This is a genomic window from Pseudarthrobacter siccitolerans, assembly GCF_030823375.1.
Lineage (GTDB): Bacteria > Actinomycetota > Actinomycetes > Actinomycetales > Micrococcaceae > Arthrobacter > Arthrobacter siccitolerans_A.
This window is the reverse complement of sequence record NZ_JAUSXB010000001.1, coordinates 1,397,497-1,419,520: the sequence shown is the minus strand read 5'-3', so window position 1 is coordinate 1,419,520 and position 22,024 is coordinate 1,397,497. Positions and strand designations below refer to the sequence as shown.

At 65.8% G+C, this 22,024-nt stretch carries 22 protein-coding genes and 1 tRNA gene; 14 read left to right on the top strand and 9 right to left on the bottom strand.

Going from position 1 to position 22,024, the window contains the following annotated elements; all coding sequences use genetic code 11:
* Positions 1 to 11: 11 nt before the first annotated feature.
* From QFZ36_RS06670 to QFZ36_RS06660, 3 genes are all read right to left on the bottom strand, one after another.
* Positions 12 to 2,261, bottom strand: a complete 2,250-nt coding sequence (locus tag QFZ36_RS06670; protein ID WP_306634893.1) for an RNA degradosome polyphosphate kinase — start codon at positions 2,259 to 2,261, stop codon at positions 12 to 14.
* A gap of 130 nt (positions 2,262 to 2,391) precedes the next feature.
* Positions 2,392 to 3,360, bottom strand: coding sequence for a mycothiol synthase (gene mshD, locus QFZ36_RS06665; RefSeq protein ID WP_306634890.1), 969 nt, complete (start codon positions 3,358 to 3,360; stop codon positions 2,392 to 2,394).
* A gap of 49 nt (positions 3,361 to 3,409) precedes the next feature.
* Positions 3,410 to 4,108 (bottom strand): winged helix-turn-helix transcriptional regulator, encoded by a 699-nt coding sequence (locus tag QFZ36_RS06660; RefSeq protein WP_163161846.1) that lies wholly within the window; start codon positions 4,106 to 4,108, stop codon positions 3,410 to 3,412.
* A gap of 339 nt (positions 4,109 to 4,447) precedes the next feature.
* Here QFZ36_RS06660 and QFZ36_RS06655 point away from each other — a divergent pair, with 339 nt between their 5' ends.
* The 6 genes from QFZ36_RS06655 to QFZ36_RS06630 all read left to right on the top strand — a co-directional run bounded on the left by QFZ36_RS06655 (position 4,448) and on the right by QFZ36_RS06630 (position 9,954).
* A complete protein-coding gene (locus QFZ36_RS06655) occupies positions 4,448 to 5,215 on the top strand; it encodes a permease (protein ID WP_306634887.1) in 768 nt (255 codons plus the stop codon).
* A gap of 168 nt (positions 5,216 to 5,383) precedes the next feature.
* Positions 5,384 to 5,992 (top strand): FABP family protein, encoded by a 609-nt coding sequence (locus QFZ36_RS06650; protein WP_306634885.1) that lies wholly within the window; start codon positions 5,384 to 5,386, stop codon positions 5,990 to 5,992.
* A gap of 39 nt (positions 5,993 to 6,031) precedes the next feature.
* Positions 6,032 to 6,787 carry a flavodoxin family protein gene (locus QFZ36_RS06645; RefSeq protein ID WP_306634883.1) on the top strand — a complete coding sequence of 252 codons (756 nt, stop codon included), beginning with the start codon at positions 6,032 to 6,034 and terminating at the stop codon, positions 6,785 to 6,787.
* A gap of 101 nt (positions 6,788 to 6,888) precedes the next feature.
* The gene (gene ygfZ / locus QFZ36_RS06640) at positions 6,889 to 7,971 is read left to right on the top strand and encodes a CAF17-like 4Fe-4S cluster assembly/insertion protein YgfZ (protein WP_306634880.1); all 1,083 of its coding nucleotides are present in this window, start codon (positions 6,889 to 6,891) and stop codon (positions 7,969 to 7,971) included.
* On the top strand, positions 7,971 to 8,396 hold the full coding sequence (locus QFZ36_RS06635; protein ID WP_306634878.1) for an ankyrin repeat domain-containing protein: 426 nt from the start codon (positions 7,971 to 7,973) through the stop codon (positions 8,394 to 8,396). Before ygfZ ends, QFZ36_RS06635 begins: the two co-directional genes overlap by 1 nt.
* A 49-nt stretch (positions 8,397 to 8,445) precedes the next feature.
* Positions 8,446 to 9,954: a DHA2 family efflux MFS transporter permease subunit gene (locus QFZ36_RS06630; protein ID WP_306634877.1), complete on the top strand. Its 1,509-nt coding sequence runs from the start codon at positions 8,446 to 8,448 to the stop codon at positions 9,952 to 9,954.
* Here QFZ36_RS06630 and QFZ36_RS06625 read toward each other — a convergent pair.
* The 5 genes from QFZ36_RS06625 to QFZ36_RS06605 all read right to left on the bottom strand — a co-directional run bounded on the left by QFZ36_RS06625 (position 9,916) and on the right by QFZ36_RS06605 (position 14,071).
* Positions 9,916 to 10,632, bottom strand: coding sequence for a GNAT family N-acetyltransferase (locus QFZ36_RS06625; protein ID WP_306634876.1), 717 nt, complete (start codon positions 10,630 to 10,632; stop codon positions 9,916 to 9,918). The genes QFZ36_RS06630 and QFZ36_RS06625 overlap by 39 nt on opposite strands.
* Positions 10,633 to 10,677: 45 nt before the next feature.
* Positions 10,678 to 11,703 carry an ATP-dependent 6-phosphofructokinase gene (locus tag QFZ36_RS06620; RefSeq protein WP_306634875.1) on the bottom strand — a complete coding sequence of 342 codons (1,026 nt, stop codon included), beginning with the start codon at positions 11,701 to 11,703 and terminating at the stop codon, positions 10,678 to 10,680.
* Between the two features lie 183 nt (positions 11,704 to 11,886).
* Entirely contained in the window at positions 11,887 to 12,144 is a 258-nt protein-coding gene (locus QFZ36_RS06615; protein WP_306634873.1) for a PspC domain-containing protein, read from the bottom strand.
* Between the two features lie 3 nt (positions 12,145 to 12,147).
* A complete protein-coding gene (locus QFZ36_RS06610) occupies positions 12,148 to 12,447 on the bottom strand; it encodes a hypothetical protein (protein WP_306634872.1) in 300 nt (99 codons plus the stop codon).
* A 1-nt stretch (position 12,448) separates the two neighbouring features.
* Positions 12,449 to 14,071, bottom strand: coding sequence for a PspC domain-containing protein (locus QFZ36_RS06605; protein WP_306634871.1), 1,623 nt, complete (start codon positions 14,069 to 14,071; stop codon positions 12,449 to 12,451).
* A gap of 124 nt (positions 14,072 to 14,195) precedes the next feature.
* On the opposite strand from QFZ36_RS06605, the gene QFZ36_RS06600 reads away from it, so the two are divergent.
* Both QFZ36_RS06600 and QFZ36_RS06595 read left to right on the top strand, forming a co-directional pair.
* Positions 14,196 to 15,635 (top strand): ATP-binding protein, encoded by a 1,440-nt coding sequence (locus QFZ36_RS06600; RefSeq protein ID WP_306634869.1) that lies wholly within the window; start codon positions 14,196 to 14,198, stop codon positions 15,633 to 15,635.
* On the top strand, positions 15,632 to 16,321 hold the full coding sequence (locus QFZ36_RS06595) for a LuxR C-terminal-related transcriptional regulator (protein WP_306634867.1): 690 nt from the start codon (positions 15,632 to 15,634) through the stop codon (positions 16,319 to 16,321). Before QFZ36_RS06600 ends, QFZ36_RS06595 begins: the two co-directional genes overlap by 4 nt.
* Positions 16,322 to 16,464: 143 nt before the next feature.
* Here QFZ36_RS06595 and QFZ36_RS06590 read toward each other — a convergent pair whose 3' ends face one another.
* Complete coding sequence (locus tag QFZ36_RS06590) at positions 16,465 to 17,682, bottom strand: pyridoxal phosphate-dependent aminotransferase (RefSeq protein ID WP_306634865.1); 1,218 nt, start codon at positions 17,680 to 17,682, stop codon at positions 16,465 to 16,467.
* A gap of 278 nt (positions 17,683 to 17,960) precedes the next feature.
* Between QFZ36_RS06590 and QFZ36_RS06585 the strand changes: the two genes are divergently transcribed.
* The 6 genes from QFZ36_RS06585 to QFZ36_RS06560 all read left to right on the top strand — a co-directional run bounded on the left by QFZ36_RS06585 (position 17,961) and on the right by QFZ36_RS06560 (position 22,021).
* A tRNA-Trp gene (locus QFZ36_RS06585) sits at positions 17,961 to 18,033 on the top strand.
* Positions 18,034 to 18,114: 81 nt separating this feature from the next.
* The gene (gene secE, locus QFZ36_RS06580; RefSeq protein ID WP_306634864.1) at positions 18,115 to 18,399 is read left to right on the top strand and encodes a preprotein translocase subunit SecE; all 285 of its coding nucleotides are present in this window, start codon (positions 18,115 to 18,117) and stop codon (positions 18,397 to 18,399) included.
* A gap of 113 nt (positions 18,400 to 18,512) precedes the next feature.
* Positions 18,513 to 19,337 (top strand): transcription termination/antitermination protein NusG, encoded by an 825-nt coding sequence (gene nusG, locus QFZ36_RS06575; protein ID WP_306634863.1) that lies wholly within the window; start codon positions 18,513 to 18,515, stop codon positions 19,335 to 19,337.
* A 129-nt stretch (positions 19,338 to 19,466) separates the two neighbouring features.
* Entirely contained in the window at positions 19,467 to 19,898 is a 432-nt protein-coding gene (gene rplK / locus QFZ36_RS06570) for a 50S ribosomal protein L11 (protein WP_018773647.1), read from the top strand.
* 130 nt (positions 19,899 to 20,028) lie between these two features.
* Positions 20,029 to 20,736, top strand: a complete 708-nt coding sequence (gene rplA, locus QFZ36_RS06565; RefSeq protein ID WP_306634861.1) for a 50S ribosomal protein L1 — start codon at positions 20,029 to 20,031, stop codon at positions 20,734 to 20,736.
* A 151-nt stretch (positions 20,737 to 20,887) separates the two neighbouring features.
* On the top strand, positions 20,888 to 22,021 hold the full coding sequence (locus QFZ36_RS06560; RefSeq protein ID WP_306634860.1) for a GNAT family N-acetyltransferase: 1,134 nt from the start codon (positions 20,888 to 20,890) through the stop codon (positions 22,019 to 22,021).
* Positions 22,022 to 22,024: the final 3 nt, after the last annotated feature.

Below are 22,024 nucleotides of genomic sequence, written 5' to 3'. Positions count from 1 at the left end.
AACCGCGGCCCTTACCGTCGGCTCAGGCTGCGTTGCCGTGGCCGTGATGCCAGCAGGAAGGACTGGACGTCCTCAAGGGGCCTGCCGTCCTCGCCCAGATGATGGCGCGTCCACTTGCCTTCGTTATCCAGGTGCCAACTCGCGGTTTCGGGCGCCATGTACCGTTTCATCAGGTCAAGGACATACTGGATGTCGTCGGGACTGGCCAGCTGGACCAGGGCCTCCACCCGGCGGTCCAGGTTGCGGTGCATCATGTCCGCCGAGCCAATGTAGACCACCGGGTCCCCGCCGTTGGCGAAGGCAAACACGCGGGAGTGCTCCAGGAACCTGCCCAGGACGGAGCGGACGGTGATGTGGTCGCTGAGCCCCGGAACGCCCGGTCTCAGCGAGCAGATGCCGCGCACCACCACATCCACCTTCACGCCGGCCTGCGATGCCCGGTACAGCGAGTCGATGATGGCTTCATCCACCATCGAGTTGACCTTGATCTGGACGCGGCCGGGGAGCCCGGCCCGGGCATTGCGGATCTCGGTCTCGATCCGGTCAATCAGCCCTGAGCGCACGGAGCGCGGAGCGACCAAAAGACGCTTGAAGGTCGACTTGGGCGCATACCCGGAGAGCTGATTGAACAGCTTGGACAGGTCCTCGCCCACCTGGTCATTGGCCGTCAGGAGGCCGAGGTCCTCGTAGTAGCGGGCCGTCCGGGGGTGGTAGTTGCCGGTGCCGATATGGCAGTACCGGCGCAGCCCGTCCACTTCCTGGCGCACCACCAGCGAGAGCTTGCAGTGCGTTTTCAGGCCCACGATGCCGTACACCACGTGCACGCCCGCCTGCTCCAGCTTGCGGGCCCAGGAGATGTTGGCCTGCTCATCAAAGCGGGCCTTGATCTCCACCAGGGCGAGGACCTGCTTGCCGGCCTCGGCGGCATCGATCAGGGCGTCCACGATGGGGGAATCGCCCGAGGTGCGGTACAGGGTCTGCTTGATGGCCTGCACTTTGGGGTCCGCTGCCGCCTGCTCCAGAAACGCCTGGACGGACGTGGAGAACGAATCGTACGGGTGGTGGAGCAGGATGTCCCGGCGGCGCATGGCCGCGAAAACGTTGGCTGCCTTGGACGTCTCGGACTCGTTGAGGTACCGGGAGGTGTGCGGGACGTGCTTGGGGTAGTGCAGGTCCGCCCGGTCGATGCCGGCAATGACCGACAGGCCGCGGAGGTCCAGCGGTGCGGGGACCGAGTAGACCTCGGATTCCTCAACACCCAGTTCGCGGATCAGCAGCGCCCGGATGTTGGGGTTGATGTCGTTGGTGACCTCAAGCCGGACGGGAGGGCCGAAGCGCCGGCGCAGGAGTTCCTTTTCCAGCGCCTGCAGGAGGTTTTCGGCGTCGTCCTCCTCCACCTCCACGTCCTCATTCCGGGTAACACGGAAGGTGTGGTGCTCCAGGACCTCCATGCCGGCGAACAGCCTGTCCAGGTGGACGGCAATAACTTCCTCAAGCGCGATGAAGCGGGCCACCCGGCCGGCCACAGCACCGGCACGCGGGCCGTCGATGGAGATGAGCCGCGGCAGCTGGTCCGGCACCTTCACGCGGGCGAAGAGCTCTTTGTCGCTCACCGGGTTCCGGACCACCACGGCCAGGTTCAGCGAAAGTCCTGAAATGTAGGGGAAGGGGTGCGCCGGGTCCACAGCCAGGGGCGTCAGGATGGGGAACACCTTTTCGGCGAACATCTGGCTGAGCTGCTGCTTTGCCGCGTCATCGAGTTCATTCCAGTGCATGAGGTGGATGTGCTCATAGGCCAGAGCCGGGCGGATCTGGTCCGCGAAGACCTGGGCGTGTCGCTGCTGGAGCCGGTGCGCCTCCTCGCCGATCTTTTCCAGCACCTCCACCGGGCTCAGGCCGGCGGGGGAGGGGACAGCGAGCCCCGTGGCGATGCGCCGTTTCAGGCCGGCCACGCGGACCATAAAGAACTCGTCCAGGTTGGACGCGAAGATGGAGAGGAAGCTGACGCGCTCCAGCAGGTGCAGGGTAGGGTCCTCGGCCAGTTCCAGGACCCGGGAGTTGAAGCTGAGCCAGCTCAATTCACGGTCCAGGAAACGGTCCGGCCGGATGTCCCCATCCGGTTCCAGGTTGGGCGCAAAGTCGGGGATGTCGATCCGGTCCTGCGTGGCCCGCGACGCCGGTACCTCCGAGGAGCCGAAGCGCGCACGCACCGGGACTGGCGCCTCTTGGGACGTGGCTGCTCCGGAAGGTTCCGGGTTCATGGCATCTCCTTTACCTGGCGCTTGATGCTGCCGTTTCCGGCCGGCGCGGTTCTGTTTCAACCTTACAAGCATTCATTGCGGGAAGGTCCTCGATTCAGTGCCCCGGCCCGGCATGCGTCAGGCGATTGGACTAACCAGCCGCCGGACCGTACATCACGTCCATGTCCCAGCGGCTGAAGCCCAGCCGGCGGTACAGGGCCACCGCCGGTGCGTTGTCGGCGTCGACGTACAGCATGACGGCGTGCAGCCCGAGGGCCTGCAGGTGTTTGATGCCCGCCACGGTGAGGGCCTTGCCCAAACCTGATCCCTGGGCTTCCGGCGTCACCCCCACTACGTAGATCTCCCCGATGGCGGGGTGGGCGCCGTGCCGGGGGTGGACCTTGGTCCAGTGGTAACCCAGCAGCCGGCCGTCCCCGTCAACAGCCAGGAGGAAGCCCGCCGGATCGAACCAGGATTCGGCCATGCGCGCGTCAAGGTCCGCCCGGGTGAGGCTGCCCTGTTCGGGGTGGTGCGCGAAGGCGGCGCGGTTGGCCGCCAGCCAGGCGTCCTCATCCTGACCCGGCACAAACGCGCGGATGCTCACGCCGTCCGGAAGGACGACGTCGGGAAGGTCCGCCGCCGCCGTCGTCAGCCGCATTTTCCATAGTTCGCGCACCGGCACGTAGCCGTAACGGGCGGCAAGGTCAGCGGCCGCTTCATGGTTGCCGTGGGACCAAGCGTTCAATCCGCTGAACCCGCGCCGGTCCTGGAGGGCGCCCACCAGGCGGTCCGCGACGCCCTGGTTGCGGTAGCTGGGATGAACCGCGATCTCCACCACGCCGGTACCGTCCGGCTGTTCCACCACGGCGGCGAACCCGGCCAGGTCCTGGCCGGAGGAAGGATCCGAGTCCTCGTCCGGGGCGTACAGTGCCAGGGTCAGCAGCTTATGCTCGGAGGAGTCCCCGGCCCGCATGCTGATGAGGGTCTGTTCCGAGATGGACGGGTTGCCGTCCGACTCTTCCGCCGCTGCCAGGAGGTTGCGGCAGTCTTTGAGGAGTTGCTGGTCAACCCCGCCCTGGACTACCTGGACGGGCCACTTCTGAGGGTGCGCTGGAGTCATGACGCAAGGCTATACGGGATCGTCCGGATACCGGTCGCGGCGAAGCGGCTCAGGCTTCGGTCAGCTCGTCTTCCTGCTGCCGGACCAGGGTGAGCCGGTAGCCGACGTTGCGGACAGTGCTGATGAGGTTTTCGTGGTCTGCCCCCAGCTTGGCCCGCAGGCGCCGGACGTGGACGTCCACCGTGCGCGTGCCGCCGTAGTAGTCGTAGCCCCACACCTCGGTGAGCAGCTGCTGGCGGGTGAACACCCGGCCGGGGTGCTGCGCCAGGTACTTCAGGAGCTCGAATTCCTTGAATGTGAGGTTCAGGGGCGCACCGTTCACCCGTGCGGTATAACTTGCTTCGTCGATAACGACGCCCGCAGCCCGGATCTCGGAAGGGGTGTCCTCCTGCTCGGGGACGGCCCGGGCGACGGAGAGCCGGATGCGGGCCTCCACCTCGGCGGGCCCGGCTGATTCGAGAACAATGTCGTCAACGGCCCAGGCGGAGGAAACGGCGGCCATGCCGCCTTCCGTCAGGATGAGCACCAGCGGGGCGCTCAGGCCGGTGGCTTTGAGAAGCTGGGTGAGGGACCGGGCACCCACCAGGTCCTTGCGTGCATCGAGCAGCACGATGTCGCACGGATCAGTCTCCAGCAGGGCCGTTGGCTCGGCGGGGAGGATGTGCACCCGGTGGTTCAGCAATTCCAAGGCAGGCAGAATGTCCACCGAAGAACCGGTGCTGTTCGTCAATAACAGGATGTGCGACATTGTTCCTCCAAGGGCCGTCCGCGCATCGTTGAGCGACTGAACCGGATTCTCACCGGCCGGTACTGGCTCCCTGCCCCGGTTTTGGGCCGCTGCGAACAGCAACGATCCGGCCACCCCAGCAGGGAACTTAGCTGAGCCTTGAGTATACCCGCAGGGTCCGCGGGAGCTATGGATTAGCCCCCGGTGAATGTACGTTTTGCGACATAACCGGTTCACATAAGGCAGGATTGGGGCAGGGCCGGATGCCCTGGCACTGAGGGCGCGCGCCGCCTTCCAACGTCAACGCAGGATGGGATGCAGCGCAGTGAGTGCACAGACTAAGCCCCGGCCGGGATCCGAATGACGGCCGAATTTCAGGCACCCGTGCGTTCCGTGGGCTCGTGGACCATCGGTGTGGCGGGCATTGTCGGACTGGCAGCGATCATCGCCGGGGTGTATGGGTCCCGCGAGGCCCTGGTGGCCGTGGCCGTGCTCATCGCCGCCGGAGTCGGCATCGGCTGGCCGCACTTCCTCAGGATTCCCGCCAAAAAGACCCTCGCCGCGGTGATCGGCCTGGCCGGCGCCGGATCAGCCCTCGCCGCCGCATACGCCCCGGCTCCCGGGTTCCTGGACTGGACGCCGCCCTTCATCGCCCTTGGGATCATGGCCGTTTTTGTGGTCCAGCTCATCCGCGGCACTGGGCAGGCCCAGCGACTGGAGTCCACGCTCGGCTGTTCAGTGGGTGTGTTGCTGTCCTGCCTGGGGGCCGGATGGATCGCCGGCGCCAGGTTCAACGGCGTCCGCGAGATGCTGCTCGTGGCAGCCGTCAGCGCGGCGGTTGCCCTGCTGGCGGGACTGATCCGCTGGCCCGACAGTATCGTGGCGCCCCTGGGAATTGTCCTGGCCGGACTTGCCGGGCCGCTCGCCGGGCTGGTTCTCTCCGACATCGCCGTGCTCCCCGCCGCGATCTTTGGTGTGGTGGTGGGCGCAGTGCTGGTGAGCTTCCGCCGCCTTGTAACGCTCCGGGGGGCTCCGCTAAATGTCCCCGCTGCCCTTAGCATGGGGCTGGCGCCTGTCTCGGCGGTCGGTTCGCTGGCCTACTTCATAGACAAACTACTCATCTACTAACAGTTAGGATGGCATCATGTCCGTACTTGCTTTTGAAATTTTCTTCCTTGTCCTGCTCGGCATCGCCAGCCTGTCCATGGCCTGGTTCGCCGGCTTTGTGGTCTACCGCCTCTTCAAAGGCCAGAAGTAGACCCATTCCGGAGCTAGCCGTTTTCCGAGGTAATTGCTGTGCCGATTGAGATTCCCACAGACCTGACTCCAGAACTTGTCCCGCTTTCCTGGCTCATTGGTGAGTGGGAGGGCCGCGGCCGGCTGGGCAGCGGGGACGAGGACTCCGAGCACTTCCTGCAGCACGTGTCCTTCACACACAACGGGCTGCCGTACCTGCAGTACCGTGCGGAGAGCTGGTTGACCGACGACGATGGCACGCGCCTGCGGCCGCTGACGGTCGAGACCGGCTTCTGGGCACTGGAGCGCAAACAGCTGGATGCCGACGGCGGCCCCGGCCTGATTCCGGCGGACATAGTTCCCGTGCTGAAGAGCGCGGACGAAGTGGAAGCCCTGCGCAACAGCGAGGGCGGCTTTGATATCTCCGTGTCCATCTCCCACCCGGGGGGCATTTCGGAGCTGTACTACGGGCAAATCAAGGGCCCGCAGATCCAGCTCACCACGGACATGGTGATGCGCGGGAGCCACTCCAAGGACTATAGTGCTGCCACCCGGATCTTCGGCCTGGTGGATGGAAACCTGCTGTGGCGCTGGGATGTAGCCGTTGGCGGTAAGGAAGGCAAGGGGCTGGAAGCCCACGCGTCTGCTTTCCTCAAAAAAGTTTCCTGACCCCCAACAGGTCCGGAGGAACGAAAGAGGGGCACCCGCATGGAAGATCCTCAGACCGCACAAGCCTCCGGAAACGCGCAGGATTACAGCGACCTGAAGGCTGTCTTCTTCAACGGGACCCTGAAGCTGTCGCCCCAGACGTCCAACACGGACGGGCTGATCACCATCAGCCGGCGCATCATGGAAAAGCAGGGTGTCAGCACCCGGGTGATCCGCACCGTGGACCACGATATTGCCAGCGGGGTTTACCCGGACATGACGCAGTACGGCTGGCCCACGGACGAATGGCCGGAGCTGTACCCGGCGGTGCAGGAAGCGGACATCCTGGTGGTGGCCGGGCCCATCTGGCTGGGCGACAACTCCTCCCAGACCAAAAAGCTCATCGAACGCCTCTACGCCCATTCCGGCGAACTCAACAGCAAGGGGCAATGGGCGTTCTACCCCAAGGTGGGCGGCTGCCTGATCACCGGCAACGAGGACGGCATCAAGCACTGCGCCATGAACCTCCTGTACAGCCTGCAGCACATCGGCTTCAGCATTCCGCCGCAGGCAGATGCGGGCTGGATCGGGCCCGTGGGTCCCGGTCCAAGCTACCTGGATGAAGGTTCCGGCGGTCCCGAAACCGACTTCACCAACCGGAACGCCACCTTCATGACCTGGAACCTCCTGCACCTTGCCCGGACCCTCAAAGACGCCGGCGGCTATCCGGCATACGGCAACCTCCCCAAGGAATGGGCGGCCGGAACCCGCTTCGATTTTGAAAACCCGGAATACCGCTCCCCAACCGCTCCCTGACCTCGCAAGCTCGGCCAGGGAACCCGGCGGTCGTGGGCCCCTGGCTCAGTGAGCTTGTCGAAGCCCGGAATACTCCCTGACCAAAGGACGTTGCCCCCAGTATGACTACTCCCAGCCCTCTGTTGTCGCGCCCCGGAGCCGTTGAGGCGGCCGGCGCGGACGCCGGCGTCGCAGCCCACTACGGCGAGCCGCTGCGCGAGCAGCGCGCCCTCGCAGCCGGAACCGCCGTCGTCGACCTCTCCCACCGCGGCGTTGTGACGGTCACCGGGCCGGACCGCCTCAGCTGGCTCAACACGCTGTCCTCCCAGCAGGTCACCGGCCTGCAGGCGGGGGAGTCCAGCGAGCTGCTCCTCCTGAGCGTGCAGGGCAGGATCGATTTCGAAGCCAGGGTGGTTGACGACGGCGGGACCACCTGGCTGATCGTGGAGGCCGCCGAAGCTGCCCCGCTGGCGGAGTTCCTTAACAGGATGAAGTTCATGCTGCGGGTGGAGATCGCCGACGTTTCGGCCGATTGGGCCGTGGTGGGGAGCACCAAGGCCATCCCCGAGTGGGCGCAACGGCTCGTCTGGCAGGACCCCTGGCCCAATGTCGGGCCCGGCGGCTACTCCTACGCCACCATTCCGCCGGCTGACCATCCCGGGTTCGAGCGCCCGTGGTTCGAGTACCTGATTCCCGCTGCTGAGCTGGAGGAAGCCGTGGAAGGACGACCGCTGGCCGGGGTCCTCGCCGCCGAAGCGCTGCGCCTGGCTGCCTGGCGTCCCCGGATCGGCGCCGAAACGGACGACAAGACCATCCCGCACGAACTGGACCTCCTCCGCACGGCCGTCCACCTGGCCAAGGGCTGCTACAAGGGCCAGGAAACCATCGCCCGCGTCCACAACCTGGGGCACCCGCCGCGGCGGCTCGTCTTCCTGCAGCTGGACGGATCACAGCACACCCTGCCCCAGGCCGGCAGCCCTGTGCTGGTGGGGGAGCGGAAGGTGGGAACGGTGACCTCGGTGGCCCAGCATTACGAGATGGGCCCGGTTGCCCTGGCAGTCATAAAGCGTTCCGTGGCGGCGGATGAAATACTGACGGTCCTGGACGGGGACGAGCCGTACACTGCCGCCCAGGAACTCATTGTTGCCCCGGACGCCGGCCAGGTAGTGGGGCGCCAGACCGGATTCCTCAAGGGGCCACGCTGATGACTGACAACACCGCTGCACCGTCCGACCCGCCCGAAGCCGCTGGAGCGCCCGACGACGAAGCGCTGGCTTTGGCGCACACGCTCTTCCAGGCGGCCAGGGAGGGGGACTCCGCGCTCCTGCGTGCCTATCTCGACGCCGGCGCTCCCGCCACTTTGACGAATGCGGCGGGTGATTCCCTGCTGATGCTGGCCGCCTACCACGGCCACGCAGACACTGTTCAGCTGATCCTGAAACACGGCGCCGAGGCGGACACCGCCAACGACCGGGGCCAGACCCCGCTGGCGGGAGCCGCCTTCAAGGGCTACGCCGAGGTTGCCCGCGTCCTGCTGGACGCCGGAGCAGACCCGGACGCAGGATCGCCGTCGGCCCGCGCCGCCGCCCAAATGTTCGCCCGGACAGAGATCCTGGATCTCCTGGGCTAGTCACCTCCGGGTCCCGCCCGGCAGCAACAACCTGACGAAAGATGACCCAGTGGAAAACGTAGCAAAGCAGTGGCCTGCCCTTTGGTCGCTGGTGATCGGGTTCTTTATGATCCTGATCGACAGCACCATCGTGTCCGTGGCAAACCCGCGGATCATGGAGAGCCTGGGCGCGGACATCAACTCGGTGATCTGGGTGACCAGCGCCTACCTGTTGGCATACGCGGTGCCGCTGCTGATCACCGGCAGGCTGGGCGACCGTTTCGGTCCCAGGAAGCTTTATCTGCTCGGCCTGGTGGTGTTTACGCTGGCCTCGCTGTGGTGTGGTCTTTCCGCCAATGTGGAGACCCTCATTGCGGCGCGGGTGCTACAGGGCTTTGGCGCGGCGATCATGACTCCCCAGACCATGGCCGTCATCACGCGGATCTTCCCGCCGGACCGCCGCGGGGCGGCCATGTCCATTTGGGGAGCAACCGCCGGCATGGCCACCCTTGTCGGGCCTATCCTGGGCGGCGTCCTGGTGGACGGCCTGGGCTGGGAATGGATCTTCTTCATCAACGTCCCGGTCGGCGTTGTGGGCTTTATCCTCGCCTGGCGCAATGTTCCCGTCCTCACTACCCACCCGCACCGGTTCGACATCCCCGGCGTCCTGCTCAGCGCCGTCGGACTCTTCCTGCTGGTGTTCGGCATCCAGGAAGGCGAGACGTACAACTGGGGCACCATCAGCGGGCCTGTCACCGTGTGGGGCCTGATCATCGCGGGAACCGCCGTCCTGGTCCTGTTTGTCCTGTGGCAGCGGTTCAACAAGGGCGAACCGCTGTTGCCGCTGGGTCTTTTCCGGGACCGGAACTTCTCCCTCGCCAACCTCGGAATCACCTTGGTGGGCTTCACGGTGACTGCCTTCACCCTGCCGCTGATTTTCTACTACCAGCTGGTCCGCGGCCTGACACCCACCCAGTCGGCCCTCTTGATGGTGCCCATGGCACTGATCTCCGGCGGCATGGCGCCCGTGGTGGGGAAGATCGTGGACCGCGTCAATCCCAAGTATCTTGCCGCTGGCGGCCTGACCCTGATGGCTGTGTCGCTGGTCTGGAACTCGGCCCTGATGCAGCCGGACACCCCGATCCTCATGTTCCTGCTGCCCAGTGCTGTCCTGGGATTCGCGAACGCGGGCATCTGGGCGCCGCTCAGCACCACCGCCACGCGCAACCTTCCGCCGCGGCAGGCCGGCGCCGGCTCAGGGGTCTACAACACCACGCGCCAGATCGGCGCGGTGCTGGGCAGCGCTGCCATCGCCGTGCTGATCCAGTCCCGGCTGGCTGCCGAGCTTCCTTCGGGCGGACCGGGCGGAGGTGCCGGCGAGGGCATCGGCTTCTCGGGGAGCCTGCCGGAGGCTCTCCACAGCGGATTCGCGACGGCGATGGGACAGTCCATCCTGCTGCCCGCCGCAGTGATCCTGGTGGGCGCGGCCGTGGCACTGTTCTTTGCCAAACCCCAGCCGGTCCAGCACTGGGGCGCCCCCTCAGCCAAGGTGGACGCTGGTCTGGATTCCGCCGGCTGACAGGCCGAGCTTCCGGGCCAGTGCCAGGGATCCGGTGTTGCTGACGTCGGTGCGCCACTGCAGCGTGAGCCCTGCCGCCAAGGCTTCGTGGGCCGCGATGGACACGGCGAGCGACCCCAGTCCGCGGCGGCGCCATTCGGGGTCCACCAGCACCCCAAGGTGGGCCAGCAGTCCCACCCATTCAGAGTAGGCACCGCAGGCCAGGGGCACGCGCCGGCCCTCCACCTCGTGGACGATGGTGTAGCGGTTCTCGAGGTCTGAAAGGCCCACCTCGTTGACGTCATCCGGCGGGCAGCGGCCCTCGAGTTCGATGGCTTCCGGGTTGCCGTGCGAGACGGTCATCTCTTCCGGGGGTTGCTTGAGCGGCAGGTCGTCCGCGAAGAACAACGCCGCGGCGCCGAGCCCGTGGCCGCCGTGGGACCGGGTCAGCGTCAGGAGGGTGACGTGCTGGGCCATCTCCTCGTCCCGAATGTCCGCAGCGGCGTCGATGACCCACTGCGGACCCACCAGCGCCGAACTGCCAAAGAGCCGGACGAACTCCACGGTGCGGGCTGATTCGTCGGCACGGACAATCCGCTCGCCGGAGGCCAGGGCAGTACCGAAAGCGTCGTCGTCCAGTCCCAGGCGCCGGGCCCACGCAAGCTGGATGATGGCGGCAGAACCGGGGTCAAGTGTCATAACCCCAGCCTAGGGCGGGCAGCCGGCGCAGCTGAACAGGACACCTCAGCCGAAGAGGACGGCGGCTTCGTCGTAGCGCTTCTGCGGCACGGTCTTGAGCTGGCCCAGGGCTTCGTGGAAGGCCACGTGCTCGATGTCCGTACCCTTCAGCGCCACCATGGTGCCCCAGTAGCCTTCCACCACGGAGTCGATGGCGGCCATGCCCAGGCGGGTGGCGAGGACGCGGTCGAAGGCTGACGGCACGCCGCCGCGCTGGATGTGGCCCAGGATGGTGGCGCGGGTTTCGATGCCGGTGCGGGCTTCGAGTTCCGGGGCGAGCTGGTCTGCGATGCCGCCCAGGCGGGGCCGGCCGAAGGTGTCCAGGCCGCGTTCGGAGTGCGGGGTTTCCATGTGCTCGGGCACGAAGCCTTCAGCGACCACTACCAGCGGTGCGCGGCCACGGGCGTGGGCCTCATTCACCCATTCGGTGATCTGCTCGATGCTGACCTTCTGCTCCGGGATGAGGATGGCGTGGGCGCCGGCTGCCATACCGGCGTGGAGGGCGATCCAGCCCACATGGCGGCCCATCACTTCGGCGATCATGCAGCGGTGGTGCGATTCGCCGGTGGTCCGGAGCCGGTCGATGGCTTCGGTGGCGATCTGCACAGCGGTGTCGAAGCCGAAGGTGTAGTCGGTGGCGTCGAGGTCGTTGTCCACGGTCTTGGGAACACCCACGATTTTCAGGCCGGCGTCCGTGAGGCGCTTGGCAGCAGCCAGGGTTCCCTCACCGCCGATCGCGATGATGGCGTCAATGCCCAGCCGGTCCATGTGGGCCTTGATGACATCGGGGCCGCCGCCGTTTTCGAAGGGGTTGGTGCGGGAAGTACCCAAAATGGTGCCGCCCTGCTTGGCGATGCCGCGGACCATGGTGCGGGGGATATCGATGATGTCGCCCTCGACGACGCCGCGCCAGCCGTCAAGGAAACCCACGAATTCGTGACCATGGATGGCAATGCCCTTGAGGACGGCTCCGCGGATCACGGCGTTCAGCCCGGGGCAGTCGCCACCGCTGGTGAGAATTCCAATTTTCATGTCTCTGGCTCAAATCCTGGGGAGAAGGTATACAGGCAGAGCGCCACGCTGAGCTCACATAGAGTCTAGTGGCGGGTGTGGGGTACGACACAAACCGGTTACATTGGCCCGGCTGAAGCAGTCACGGGGACGCACGAAGGCTCCCGCTCCAGGAATGGAGCGGGAGCCTTCGTGCCAGCGTGCTCAGGGGCGGTTGATGGACCGCCGCTCGAGGAAGGTCTGGAGCGGGATGACGTTGCGCTGGTCCGGCAGGACAACCCAGGCGAGGAGGTAGAAGATGACGGCCGGCCCGGGGAGCAGGCAGAAGATCAGGAATGCAATCCGGACGAACGCCACGTCCACGTTGACCTTGGCCGCGATTCCTCCCAGCACGCCGCCAAGCCAGCGTTCCGGTCCGCGCTTCAGGCCAAGGCCCCTGACGATGCTGAAAAACTTGTCCATGGTTCAAGACTTCCTTGTTGTGGGGCTGTTGTCACGTTTCCGGGCGGAAAGGAGTCCGCCCACCACCAGGGCCGCGCCAGCCCCAATCATCAGGCCGATCAGGACGTAGGTCCCGTTCAGGGTGACGATTCCCAGTTGGGCGATGATGATCAGTGCGGCGAGGGCCAGGACGATCAGGCCCCACACCACGGTGCCCACCCTCGCCCCGGACGGTGGGGCAGCAGAGGTGCCTGCCGCCGTCGTGCTTCCCGGGAGGTACGGGTCCGGAACGTAGGGGTCCCGGGCCGGAGTTTGGCTGCTCATCTTAGTTGCCTTCCTTGATGGTGATGTTGCTGACGGTGCCGTCGATCTGGATCACCAGGTGGCTGCCGGGCTTGTCCGTGTTGTAGCTGCTCTGCCGCGTGGAGATCCCGCTGCGCTGGCTTCCGCCCTCGTTCAGGTTGCCGAGGGTCATGTCGGCCTTGATGTCCACGGGCACAGTGTCCGGAATGACCACTGTGACGTTGCTGGCCGTGATGTCGAGCGGGACCAGAACCTCGGATTGGAGCGGGGCGCCCAGGGCCAGCCCGGTAAGGTCCACGGTGCCGCGGCCAGCCGTGATGTTCAGCCCGTCGCTCGCCTGCTGCGTGGTGGTGGGCGTCCAGTTGACTTCCTGGAAGCGGACGCGGTCGCCGTTGTTGCCCACCACGTTGAAGATGCCGCCGATGATCAGCGCTGCCACCGCGAAGAACGAGAGGATGCCGGACGTCCTGCCTCTCAGGCCCATGGCAAGGATCCCCAGGCCCAGGACGGCTGCCGCGCTGGCCCAGGCGATGGCATTGGCGGAGTCGCCGAGGCTGATGATGTTGGTGACATCCAGCGCTTTGAGTCCTGCGCCTGCAAGCAGGGCGCTGCCGGCAATGATCGCGACGGCGGGAGCACCCGGGCCTGCGGGACGAACCCTGCGTGCCGGTGGGGGACCTTGGGGCGGCCGGGTGCCTCCCGTGTGTCCGTTGTCCCAGCCGCTGCCGCCGGACCCGCTGCCGCCTCCGTAGGCGCCGCTCCCGTACCCGCTGCCGTCATAGCCGCTGCCGGACGGGGTTCCGGTGGAGGTGCCGCCGTAGGGGCTTCCGGTGAAGGGACCGGTTCCTGCGACGTCGGAGTAGGGAGGAGTTGTTGCTGTGGCGGAACCCGAAGCGTAGGCGTTAGTGCCTGCCGCTGCTGGTGCTGCCGGGGTCCCGGTTGCGGCCTTGTTCCGCTGGACCAGGTAGTAGATCAGGTAGATGGCCCCGCCTACCCAGAAGATGGTCCAGAGGAAGGCGCCGAAGCCGTGGTTGCCCCAGCCCCAGAAGCCGCCGCCCAGCCCGCTGAAGCCGAGGATGGTGGCGATCAGGGAACCGGTCATGCCGCTGCTCCAGTGGCCGGCTCCTGCTTCCTGGACGTGGATCCGGCCGTCGGGCTCCGGAAGGAACGCCCACGCGAGGCCGTAGAGGAGGACGCCGATGCCGGCGAAGAGGGTGAGGACGATGAAGAGGCCGCGGATGATCAGCGGGTCGATTCCCATGCGGTGGGCAACACCGCTGGATACGCCGCCGATCCAGCGGTCCTGGCCGCGGCTGATGCCGTGGCTGCGGACCCAGCCGAAGAAGTCGGCCTGCTGGCCGGGCATTCCGGCGTAGGCGTAGCTGCCGGTGTTCGGCGCGGAGTAGGAACCGGCGGACGGGCCGGTGTACGCCCCGCCGGGGGTGTCCTGGCTGGATTCGCTGCTGGATCCTGTGGTGGAACCGCTGCTCGGTGCGCTGGCAGCTTCCGGCGCCGGTTCCTGCGGCTGCGGGGACGGGGACGCCGGGGAGGTTGGCGGCAGGGGCTCGGTGGGATGTGCATTGTCCCGTTCAGGGAGGGGCTCCGTTGGGTGGCCGTCATCAGGGGTGGGGGTTTGCGAGTTCATACGTCGATCCTTCCGTTCGCAGCGCATCAGCTCTACTGGGGGACACCCTGAACGGTCCCTGAGTGGCCCCCGGTTCAGGCCGGAACCGGGTCCGGGAGACCCTGATCCGTGTTTGGATTGATCCATGACAACCGCCCCTATCCGGCCCCCGCTGGTCCGGCGCAGCGACCGCTTTATCGCGGGTGTGTGCTCCGGCCTGGCAGCGCACCTGGGCTGGCCGGTCCGCAACGTCCGGGTGGGCATGGCCCTGGCTTGCCTGGCTGGCGGTGCCGGCGTTGTCTTTTACGCCTGGCTGTGGATCATGGTGCCCACGGCGGACGAAAGCGCGCGGCGGCAGGCGCGCCGCCCGGCGTCGCCCATTGCCCCCGCCGTGAGCCAGGAGGCCGTCCCCTTGGTTGCCCGGGGCGGTGTCAGGACCGGTGTTCCAGGGGGTGTCCCGACAGCCAGGCCAGGCGTTCCGTCCCCAGGCATGCCTGGCCCGGGCACCTTCACGCCCACCCCTGACGACCCTTCCAATGCTGTGCCGGGGCGCCCCGCAGGAAGTACTTCTGAGGCGCCGCGGCCGCCCTGGTTCCGGTTCCGGGACATGCGGTACGGCAAGGAAATCCTGCTCGGCGTCGGGCTGCTGCTGGTGGCGGGCATCCTGATCGCCCAGATCCTCGGCGTGGACGTTCCGCTGGGCACCCTGATTCCGGCGGCGGCAGTTCTGGGCGGGGCCTCCATCGCGTGGATGCAGCTGGACGAAACACGCCGCGCCGGGCTCGTGGACAAAACCAAGGCGGACCAGGCCGGCGGGTGGGCCCGGCTCGCCGCCGGCCTGGCGCTGGTAGTGGCCGGCGTCCTGGTGATGGTCTCCGGTTCCGGTTCGTGGGAACAGACTTGGCTGGCACTGCTGGCCTCCGTGGCTGTCCTTGGCGGTGTAGTGCTGGTCCTGCTTCCGTGGGCGCTGAAATTCTGGCGCGACCTCGAAGCGGAGCGCGCAGGCCGGATCCGGGAAACGGAGCGTGCGGAGATTGCTGCCCACCTTCATGACTCCGTGCTGCAGACCCTGGCGCTGATCCAGCGGCGGGCGTCCAGCGAGCACGACGTCGTCCGGCTGGCCCGTGCCCAGGAACGGGAGCTCCGGGGCTGGCTGTTCACCGACCCGGAGAAGGACGCGGGGCAGCTGTCGGACCGGATCAAGGCTGTTGCTGCCGAGGTGGAGGACCGGCTGGGCCATGCCGTGGAGGTGGTAAGCGTGGGGGACACCAAGGTCAGCGAGGGCCACGAGGCGCTGATCCAGGCCAGCCGCGAAGCAATGCTGAACGCCTCCCGGCATGGTGGCGGGACGGTGTCGGTTTATCTGGAGGTGTCCGGCGGCCGGGCAGAAGTGTTCGTCAAGGACCGGGGCCCGGGCTTTGAACTGCAGCACGTGCCGGAGGACCGGCTGGGCGTCCGGGAATCGATCATCGGCCGGATGAACCGCCACGGCGGTACGGCCACCATCACCAGCACTGCAGAAGGCACAGAAGTGCGGCTCGGCTACCCGGCCGCTCCGCAGGACACCACGGAAGGCAAACCATGAACACCACCCAGGGAGCCGGTACGGGCCCCGTCCGGCCCACCACACCCGTCCGGGTGGTGATCGTCGACGACCATGCGATCTTCCGCTCGGGCCTGAAAGCGGACCTGGATCCGAGTATCCACGTGGTGGGGGAAGCAGCAACGGTGGAGCAGGCCATTGCCGTGATTGCCCGGGAACGGCCGGAGGTGGTGTTGCTGGACGTCCACCTGCCCGGCGGGTTGGGTGGTGGAGGGCGCGAAGTGATCGCCGGCTCGGCCGCCTTGTTGTCCACCACCAGGTTTCTTGCGCTCAGCGTGTCAGACGCGGCCGAAGATGTTGTGGCCGTCATCCGGGCGGGAGCCCGCGGCTACGTCACCAAGACCATCTCCGGGGCGGAAATTACTGATGCCGTGTACAGGGTGGCCGGGGGAGACGCCGTCTTCTCGCCGCGCCTTGCGGGCTTCGTGCTGGACGCCTTTGGCACCGCCCCCGCAGATATAGCCGACGACGAACTGGACAGGCTCTCCGCCCGCGAACTCGAGGTCATGCGGCTGATTGCCCGCGGCTACAGCTACAAGGAAGTGGCCAAGGAGCTCTTCATCAGCATCAAAACAGTGGAAACCCACGTCTCCGCCGTGCTCCGCAAACTCCAGCTGTCCAGCCGCCACGAGCTCACCAAGTGGGCAGCCGAGCGCCGCCTCCTCTAGCCCAGCCAAACGCTCTCTCACTTAACGCCCGTTTTTCCCCGACGCTCTCTCACTTGATGCGGCTTAACCCGGAACGCTCTATCACTCTCCTGAAGAGAGTGATAGAGCGTTCGGGTTTTTCCTGCGTTAAGTGAGAGAGCGTCCTACTGGGCCTTGCCCAGGAAGTCCTGCAGCCGCTGCACGCCGGTGGCGAGGTCCTCGTCGCCCAGGGCGTACGAGAGGCGGAGGAACCCGGACGGCCCGAACGCCTCGCCCGGAACCACTGCCACTTCAACCTCATCCAGGATCAAGGCAGCCAGCTCGGCCGAGGTCTGCGGCGTGGAAGTGCCGGACGCCGTCGGGAATTCCTTACCCAGCAGGGCGCGGACGTCCGCGTACACGTAAAAGGCGCCCTTCGGCGTCGGGCATTCCACGCCTTCAATGGCGTTAAGGCCGGCGACGATAGCCTTGCGGCGGCGGTCGAAGGCAACCTTCATCTCGTCCACTGCGGTCAGCGGCCCGGACACGGCGGCGAGGGCGGCCACCTGCGGGATGTTGGAGACGTTGGACGTCGCGTGGGACTGGAGGTTGGTGGCGGCCTTGATGACGTCGGCCGGGCCGATCATCCAGCCCACACGCCAGCCGGTCATCGCGTAGGTCTTGGCTACGCCGTTCAGGATGACCACCTTGTCGCCCAGCTCCGGGGCGGCGGTGGCGATGGAGGTGAAGGGAACGCCGTCGTAGGTCAGGTGCTCGTAGATCTCATCGGTCACCACCCACAGGCCCTTGGCAGCGGCCCACTTGCCGATCTCTGCCACCTGTTCCGGCGAGTAAACCGAACCGGTGGGGTTCGACGGCGAGACGAACAGCAGGATCTTCGTCTTGTCGGTAACGGCCGCCTCAAGCTGCTCGATGCTGACCAGGTAGTCCTGCTCGGGGCCGGCGAAAACCTCAACAGGCACACCGCCGGCGAGCCGGATGGCTTCCGGGTACGTGGTCCAGAACGGGGTGGGGACGATGACCTCGTCGCCCGGGTCCACCAGGGTGGCGAAGGTGTTGTAGACGGCCTGCTTCCCGCCGTTGGTCACCAGGACCTGGGAGGCGTCGACGGCGTAGCCAGAGTCCCGCAGGGTCTTCTCGGCAATGGCTTTCTTCAGCTCGGGCAGCCCGCCGGCGGGGGAGTACCTGTGGTACTTCGGCTGGCTGGCCGCCTCGATGGCCGCCTGCACGATGTAGTCCGGAGTGGGAAAGTCCGGTTCGCCCGCGCCGAACCCAATAACCGGCCGGCCAGCTGCCTTCAGCGCCTTCGCCTTGGCGTCAACGGCAAGGGTTGCGGATTCGGCAATTGCGGATATGCGCTGGGAAACGCGGGCGGCAGACATGGCAGGTCCGTTCTTCGCTTGCAGCCCGAAGGCTGGAATGTGGGATTCGACGAGTTCTACTCTATGCTGTTCACCGGACCCTCCGGGTTGCCGGTTTTGAATGTGACTGCCACGCAGTGAACGTTCCGTCTGGGCAACATGAAGGGCCGGAAACGGGCCGGTTCGACGAACGCGAAGTTGTTGCGTAGACTGGTTCACCGGTGTTGAAAACACGGATGATGGCGTGCGCCCCAGTGCAAACTGGCGGTTCGTCGCGGTCAGGGTGAAATTCAATCCATAGGGTAGTGGCGCAATTGGTAGCGCAGCGGTCTCCAAAACCGCAGGTTGCAGGTTCGAGTCCTGTCTGCCCTGCGCAAGTTGCCCCGGTGAAAATCCGGGGCAAGCGCAGCAACCATGGTTCTGATCAGGGCCGGGTAATCCAACATTGCAAAGATGAGCGAGGACCAGGTGACCGAAACAGCTGCCAGCAGCTCCAAGGGCCGCCCAGCTAAGAAGGAAGCCAAGGCAAACTTCTTCGCCCGCATTGCGCTCTTTGTCCGCCAGATCATCGGCGAACTCAAGAAAGTTGTTGCACCAACCCGCAAGGAACTGATCAATTACACGCTCGTGGTGCTGGTATTCGTGGCCATCATGATGGTCATCGTCAGCCTGCTGGACATCGGTTTCGGAAGTGCTGTCGGTTGGATCTTCGGCGGTACCGGCCCCAAGGACAGCTAAGGCTGAACCATCCGCAGCTGCGTGTTCCATCCGGGAAACCGGAGGGAAACACCGGTGTGCGGAATTGAGCCATTTAAATAGGCATGTTAGGCAATGAGGAAGCAGGAGACCAAGTGTCTGAGCAGGAGCTCGAGGTAACCGAGACTGAGCTGGAAGAGTCCGCGGACATCACGGCAGAAGCCGGTGACGAGTCTGAGGTTGAGTCCTCCGCGCCCGAAGCCAGCGACGCCGAATCCGATGACGACGCCGATTCCGATGATGACGCGGAGGCGGACGACGCCGGGTCCGAGGAAGAGTCCGCCGACGCCCTCGCCGCTGCCGCCGCCAAGGCCGACGTCGACCCCGCCGAGGAGTTCAAGGCCAAGCTGCGCCGCCAGGAAGGCGACTGGTACGTCATTCACTCCTACGCTGGTTACGAAAACCGCGTGAAGGCAAACCTGGAGACCCGCATCCAGACCCTGGACATGGAAGATTACATCTTCGAAATCCAGGTGCCCATGGAAGAAGTCGTTGAGATCAAGAACGCCCAGCGCAAGGTCATCAACCGCGTCCGCATCCCCGGCTACGTCCTGGTCCGCATGGACCTGACAGATGCCTCCTGGGGCGCCGTCCGGCACACCCCCGGCGTCACCGGCTTCGTGGGCAACGCCCACAACCCCGTGCCGTTGCGCCTGGACGAGGTCTTCTCCATGCTCGCCCCGGTCTTCGAAGAAGAGCAGGCCGAGAAGGGCAAGCCGGTCAACAAGCAGCACCAGGCCCCGGTGGACGTCGACTTCGAAGTTGGCGAGTCCGTCATCGTCAAGGAAGGCCCGTTCGAAACCCTTCCCGCCACCATCTCCGAGATCAAGGTCGAGTCCCAGACCCTCGTGGTGCTGGTTTCCATCTTCGAACGCGAAACGCCTGTCACCCTGGCGTTCAACCAGGTCACCAAGATCTGACAACCCAAAGAATTCGTCCCGGCGCTGCCCGCTTAGCAGCGCCGGAACGGCCGGCCGCCTCGCCATGGCGGCCAAAAACCTGAGGCACGCTCCTGTGCCCCAGGACGTTATTGAGAGAAGGACCCTACATTGGCTCCCAAGAAGAAGGTCACCGGCCTCATCAAGCTGCAGATCCAGGCAGGTGCCGCTAACCCGGCTCCGCCGATCGGTCCTGCGCTTGGCCAGCACGGTGTCAACATCATGGAATTCTGCAAGGCGTACAACGCTGCGACGGAAGCCCAGCGCGGAAACGTCATCCCCGTGGAAATCACGGTCTACGAGGACCGTTCCTTCACGTTCATCACCAAGACCCCGCCGGCTGCAGAGCTCATCAAGAAGGCTGCAGGCGTCGCCAAGGGTTCAGCTACCCCGCACACCGTCAAGGTTGCCAAGCTGACCCAGGCCCAGGTCAACGAGATCGCCACCACCAAGATGGAAGACCTCAACGCCACCAGCCTCGAAGGCGCAGCGAAGATCATCGCCGGCACTGCCCGCTCCATGGGCATCACGGTCGAAGGCTAATAACAGCCTTCCACCACCGGGCAACCGGTAACAGAAACATTGATTGTCGCAGGATCCTTACTGGATCCTCGACTGTGGCAGGGCCCAGCGCGGTCCGCAGACCACAACTGCACAAGGAGAAATAAGCAGCATGGCAAAGCGCAGCAAAGCATATGAGGCAGCAGCCGCCAAGATCGACGCGGAGAAGTTCTACGCGCCGTTCGAGGCAGTAACGCTGGCCAAGGACACCAACCCGTCCAAGTTCGACGCCACCGTTGAGGTTGCATTCCGCCTCGGCGTCGATCCCCGTAAGGCTGACCAGATGGTCCGCGGCACGGTCAACCTGCCCCACGGCACGGGTAAGACCGCCCGCGTCCTGGTTTTCGCCACGGGCGACAAGGCTGAGGCAGCAATCGCTGCCGGCGCCGACTTCGTTGGTTCCGACGACCTGATCGAAAAGATCGCCGGCGGCTGGACCGACTTCGACGCCGCCGTTGCCACCCCTGACCTCATGGGCAAGGTTGGCCGCCTCGGTAAGGTCCTGGGTCCGCGTAACCTGATGCCGAACCCGAAGACGGGCACCGTGACCCCCGACGTCACCAAGGCCGTCAACGACATCAAGGGTGGAAAGATCGACTTCCGCGTCGACAAGCACTCCAACCTGCACTTCATCATCGGCAAGGTGTCCTTCGACGTCATCAAGCTGGCTGAGAACTACGCAGCAGCACTGGAAGAGGTGCTTCGCCTGAAGCCGTCCGCTTCCAAGGGCCGCTACATCCAGAAGGCCACGGTTGCCACCACGTTCGGTCCCGGCATCTCCGTTGACCCGAACGTCACCAAGGTTCTGACCGAGGCCTAAATCCTCGTCTGAAGCTTCCGCGGAGGATCAGTCCTCCGCAAACTAAAACCGCCCGGCGTCCGCGCCGGGCGGTTTTGTTTTAGCCGGGCGGCCTTGCTTTAACTAATGGCAGCTATCCCGGAAGGGCCCGGTTCCTGCCTAAGCTGTAGAAATGGCCGAACCGGATCCGGATCCATCCGCGGGTGGAAATGCAGGGCTGTCAATAGCCGCCGTCGAGGTCCCGCCGGTGAGCGGCGCTGCCTCCGGGGCAGGGCATGCCGGTGCAGACTTCCGGGAGTGCCATGCCCTGCAGGTGGCCCACGAGCTGGCCGTATGGGGCAACCTGGACCGGTGCCCCACCCTGCCCGAAGCGCTGGAGTATTGGCGGGGCAATGAGTACGAGGAACGGCACCTCTACCTGGCCAGGCTCGGATCGGAAACCGTGGGCATGTGTTCGGTGACGCTCCCATTGCGCGAGAACTTCCACACCGCCGGAATTGATGTCCTGACCGCCCCCGCCCACCGCCGGCAGGGCCTGGGCCATGCGCTCCTGGACCATGCGGAAGCAGTTGCCCGGAACCGGGGCAGGACCTCCCTGGACGCCTACCACGAGGTGCCGCTGAGGGAGACGGAGGGGAGTGCCCTGCTTCCGGCCAAATCCGGGGCAGGGGGACTGCCGCTGGACGAGCCGGCTGTCGCCTTCGCTGTTGCTGCTGGCTACGAGCTGGAGCAGGTTGAGCGCTCCAGCCGCCTTGAACTGCCCGTGCCGCCGGACGTGCTGGACCGGTTGGAGGCCGATGCCGCACCCCGCGCCGCGGATTACACCATTACCGGCTGGGATGACACCTGCCCTGAGGACCTGGTGCAGGCTTACGCACGCCTCAAGGAAACGATGAGCACTGACGTTCCCGTTGCCGGGCTGGACTGGGAACGCGAGGACTGGGACGCAGCCCGGGTCCAGGAGGAGGAACAGGCATTGATACGCGGCGGGGTTCAGTCTGCCTTGACAGGTGCCGTCCACACGAGTACTGGCCAACTGGTGGCCTACACGGTCCTGAACTGGCGCGCTGGCGTCCCGGATTCGATCGCGCAGCAGGACACCCTGGTGGAGTCGGAACACCGCGGCCGGCGCCTGGGCATGCTCATCAAAGTAGCCAACCTGCGGCGGGCACAAGCCAGATGGCCGGCAGCCCGATCGGTCCTGACATGGAATGCCAACGAAAACCAACATATGCTGGCCATAAATATCGCGCTTGGCTTCAAGCCTGCAGGTTCTGAAGGCGAGTGGCAGAAACGGCTGGGATGATGC

What these genes read in the sequence shown, in the direction of transcription:
- QFZ36_RS06610 (WP_306634872.1), bottom strand. Translation starts at nt 12,447, where the DNA reads ATGAGCAGCCAAACTCCGGCCCGGGACCCCTACGTTCCGGACCCGTAC.
- QFZ36_RS06655 (WP_306634887.1), top strand. Translation starts at nt 4,448, where the DNA reads ATGACGGCCGAATTTCAGGCACCCGTGCGTTCCGTGGGCTCGTGGACC.
- QFZ36_RS06560 (WP_306634860.1), top strand. Translation starts at nt 20,888, where the DNA reads ATGGCCGAACCGGATCCGGATCCATCCGCGGGTGGAAATGCAGGGCTG.
- QFZ36_RS06635 (WP_306634878.1), top strand. Translation starts at nt 7,971, where the DNA reads ATGACTGACAACACCGCTGCACCGTCCGACCCGCCCGAAGCCGCTGGA.
- QFZ36_RS06605 (WP_306634871.1), bottom strand. Translation starts at nt 14,071, where the DNA reads ATGAACTCGCAAACCCCCACCCCTGATGACGGCCACCCAACGGAGCCC.
- QFZ36_RS06645 (WP_306634883.1), top strand. Translation starts at nt 6,032, where the DNA reads ATGGAAGATCCTCAGACCGCACAAGCCTCCGGAAACGCGCAGGATTAC.
- secE (WP_306634864.1), top strand. Translation starts at nt 18,115, where the DNA reads ATGAGCGAGGACCAGGTGACCGAAACAGCTGCCAGCAGCTCCAAGGGC.
- mshD (WP_306634890.1), bottom strand. Translation starts at nt 3,360, where the DNA reads ATGACTCCAGCGCACCCTCAGAAGTGGCCCGTCCAGGTAGTCCAGGGC.
- QFZ36_RS06625 (WP_306634876.1), bottom strand. Translation starts at nt 10,632, where the DNA reads ATGACACTTGACCCCGGTTCTGCCGCCATCATCCAGCTTGCGTGGGCC.
- rplA (WP_306634861.1), top strand. Translation starts at nt 20,029, where the DNA reads ATGGCAAAGCGCAGCAAAGCATATGAGGCAGCAGCCGCCAAGATCGAC.
- QFZ36_RS06620 (WP_306634875.1), bottom strand. Translation starts at nt 11,703, where the DNA reads ATGAAAATTGGAATTCTCACCAGCGGTGGCGACTGCCCCGGGCTGAAC.
- QFZ36_RS06670 (WP_306634893.1), bottom strand. Translation starts at nt 2,261, where the DNA reads ATGAACCCGGAACCTTCCGGAGCAGCCACGTCCCAAGAGGCGCCAGTC.
- QFZ36_RS06600 (WP_306634869.1), top strand. Translation starts at nt 14,196, where the DNA reads ATGACAACCGCCCCTATCCGGCCCCCGCTGGTCCGGCGCAGCGACCGC.
- QFZ36_RS06660 (WP_163161846.1), bottom strand. Translation starts at nt 4,108, where the DNA reads ATGTCGCACATCCTGTTATTGACGAACAGCACCGGTTCTTCGGTGGAC.
- QFZ36_RS06615 (WP_306634873.1), bottom strand. Translation starts at nt 12,144, where the DNA reads ATGGACAAGTTTTTCAGCATCGTCAGGGGCCTTGGCCTGAAGCGCGGA.
- ygfZ (WP_306634880.1), top strand. Translation starts at nt 6,889, where the DNA reads ATGACTACTCCCAGCCCTCTGTTGTCGCGCCCCGGAGCCGTTGAGGCG.
- QFZ36_RS06595 (WP_306634867.1), top strand. Translation starts at nt 15,632, where the DNA reads ATGAACACCACCCAGGGAGCCGGTACGGGCCCCGTCCGGCCCACCACA.
- QFZ36_RS06590 (WP_306634865.1), bottom strand. Translation starts at nt 17,682, where the DNA reads ATGTCTGCCGCCCGCGTTTCCCAGCGCATATCCGCAATTGCCGAATCC.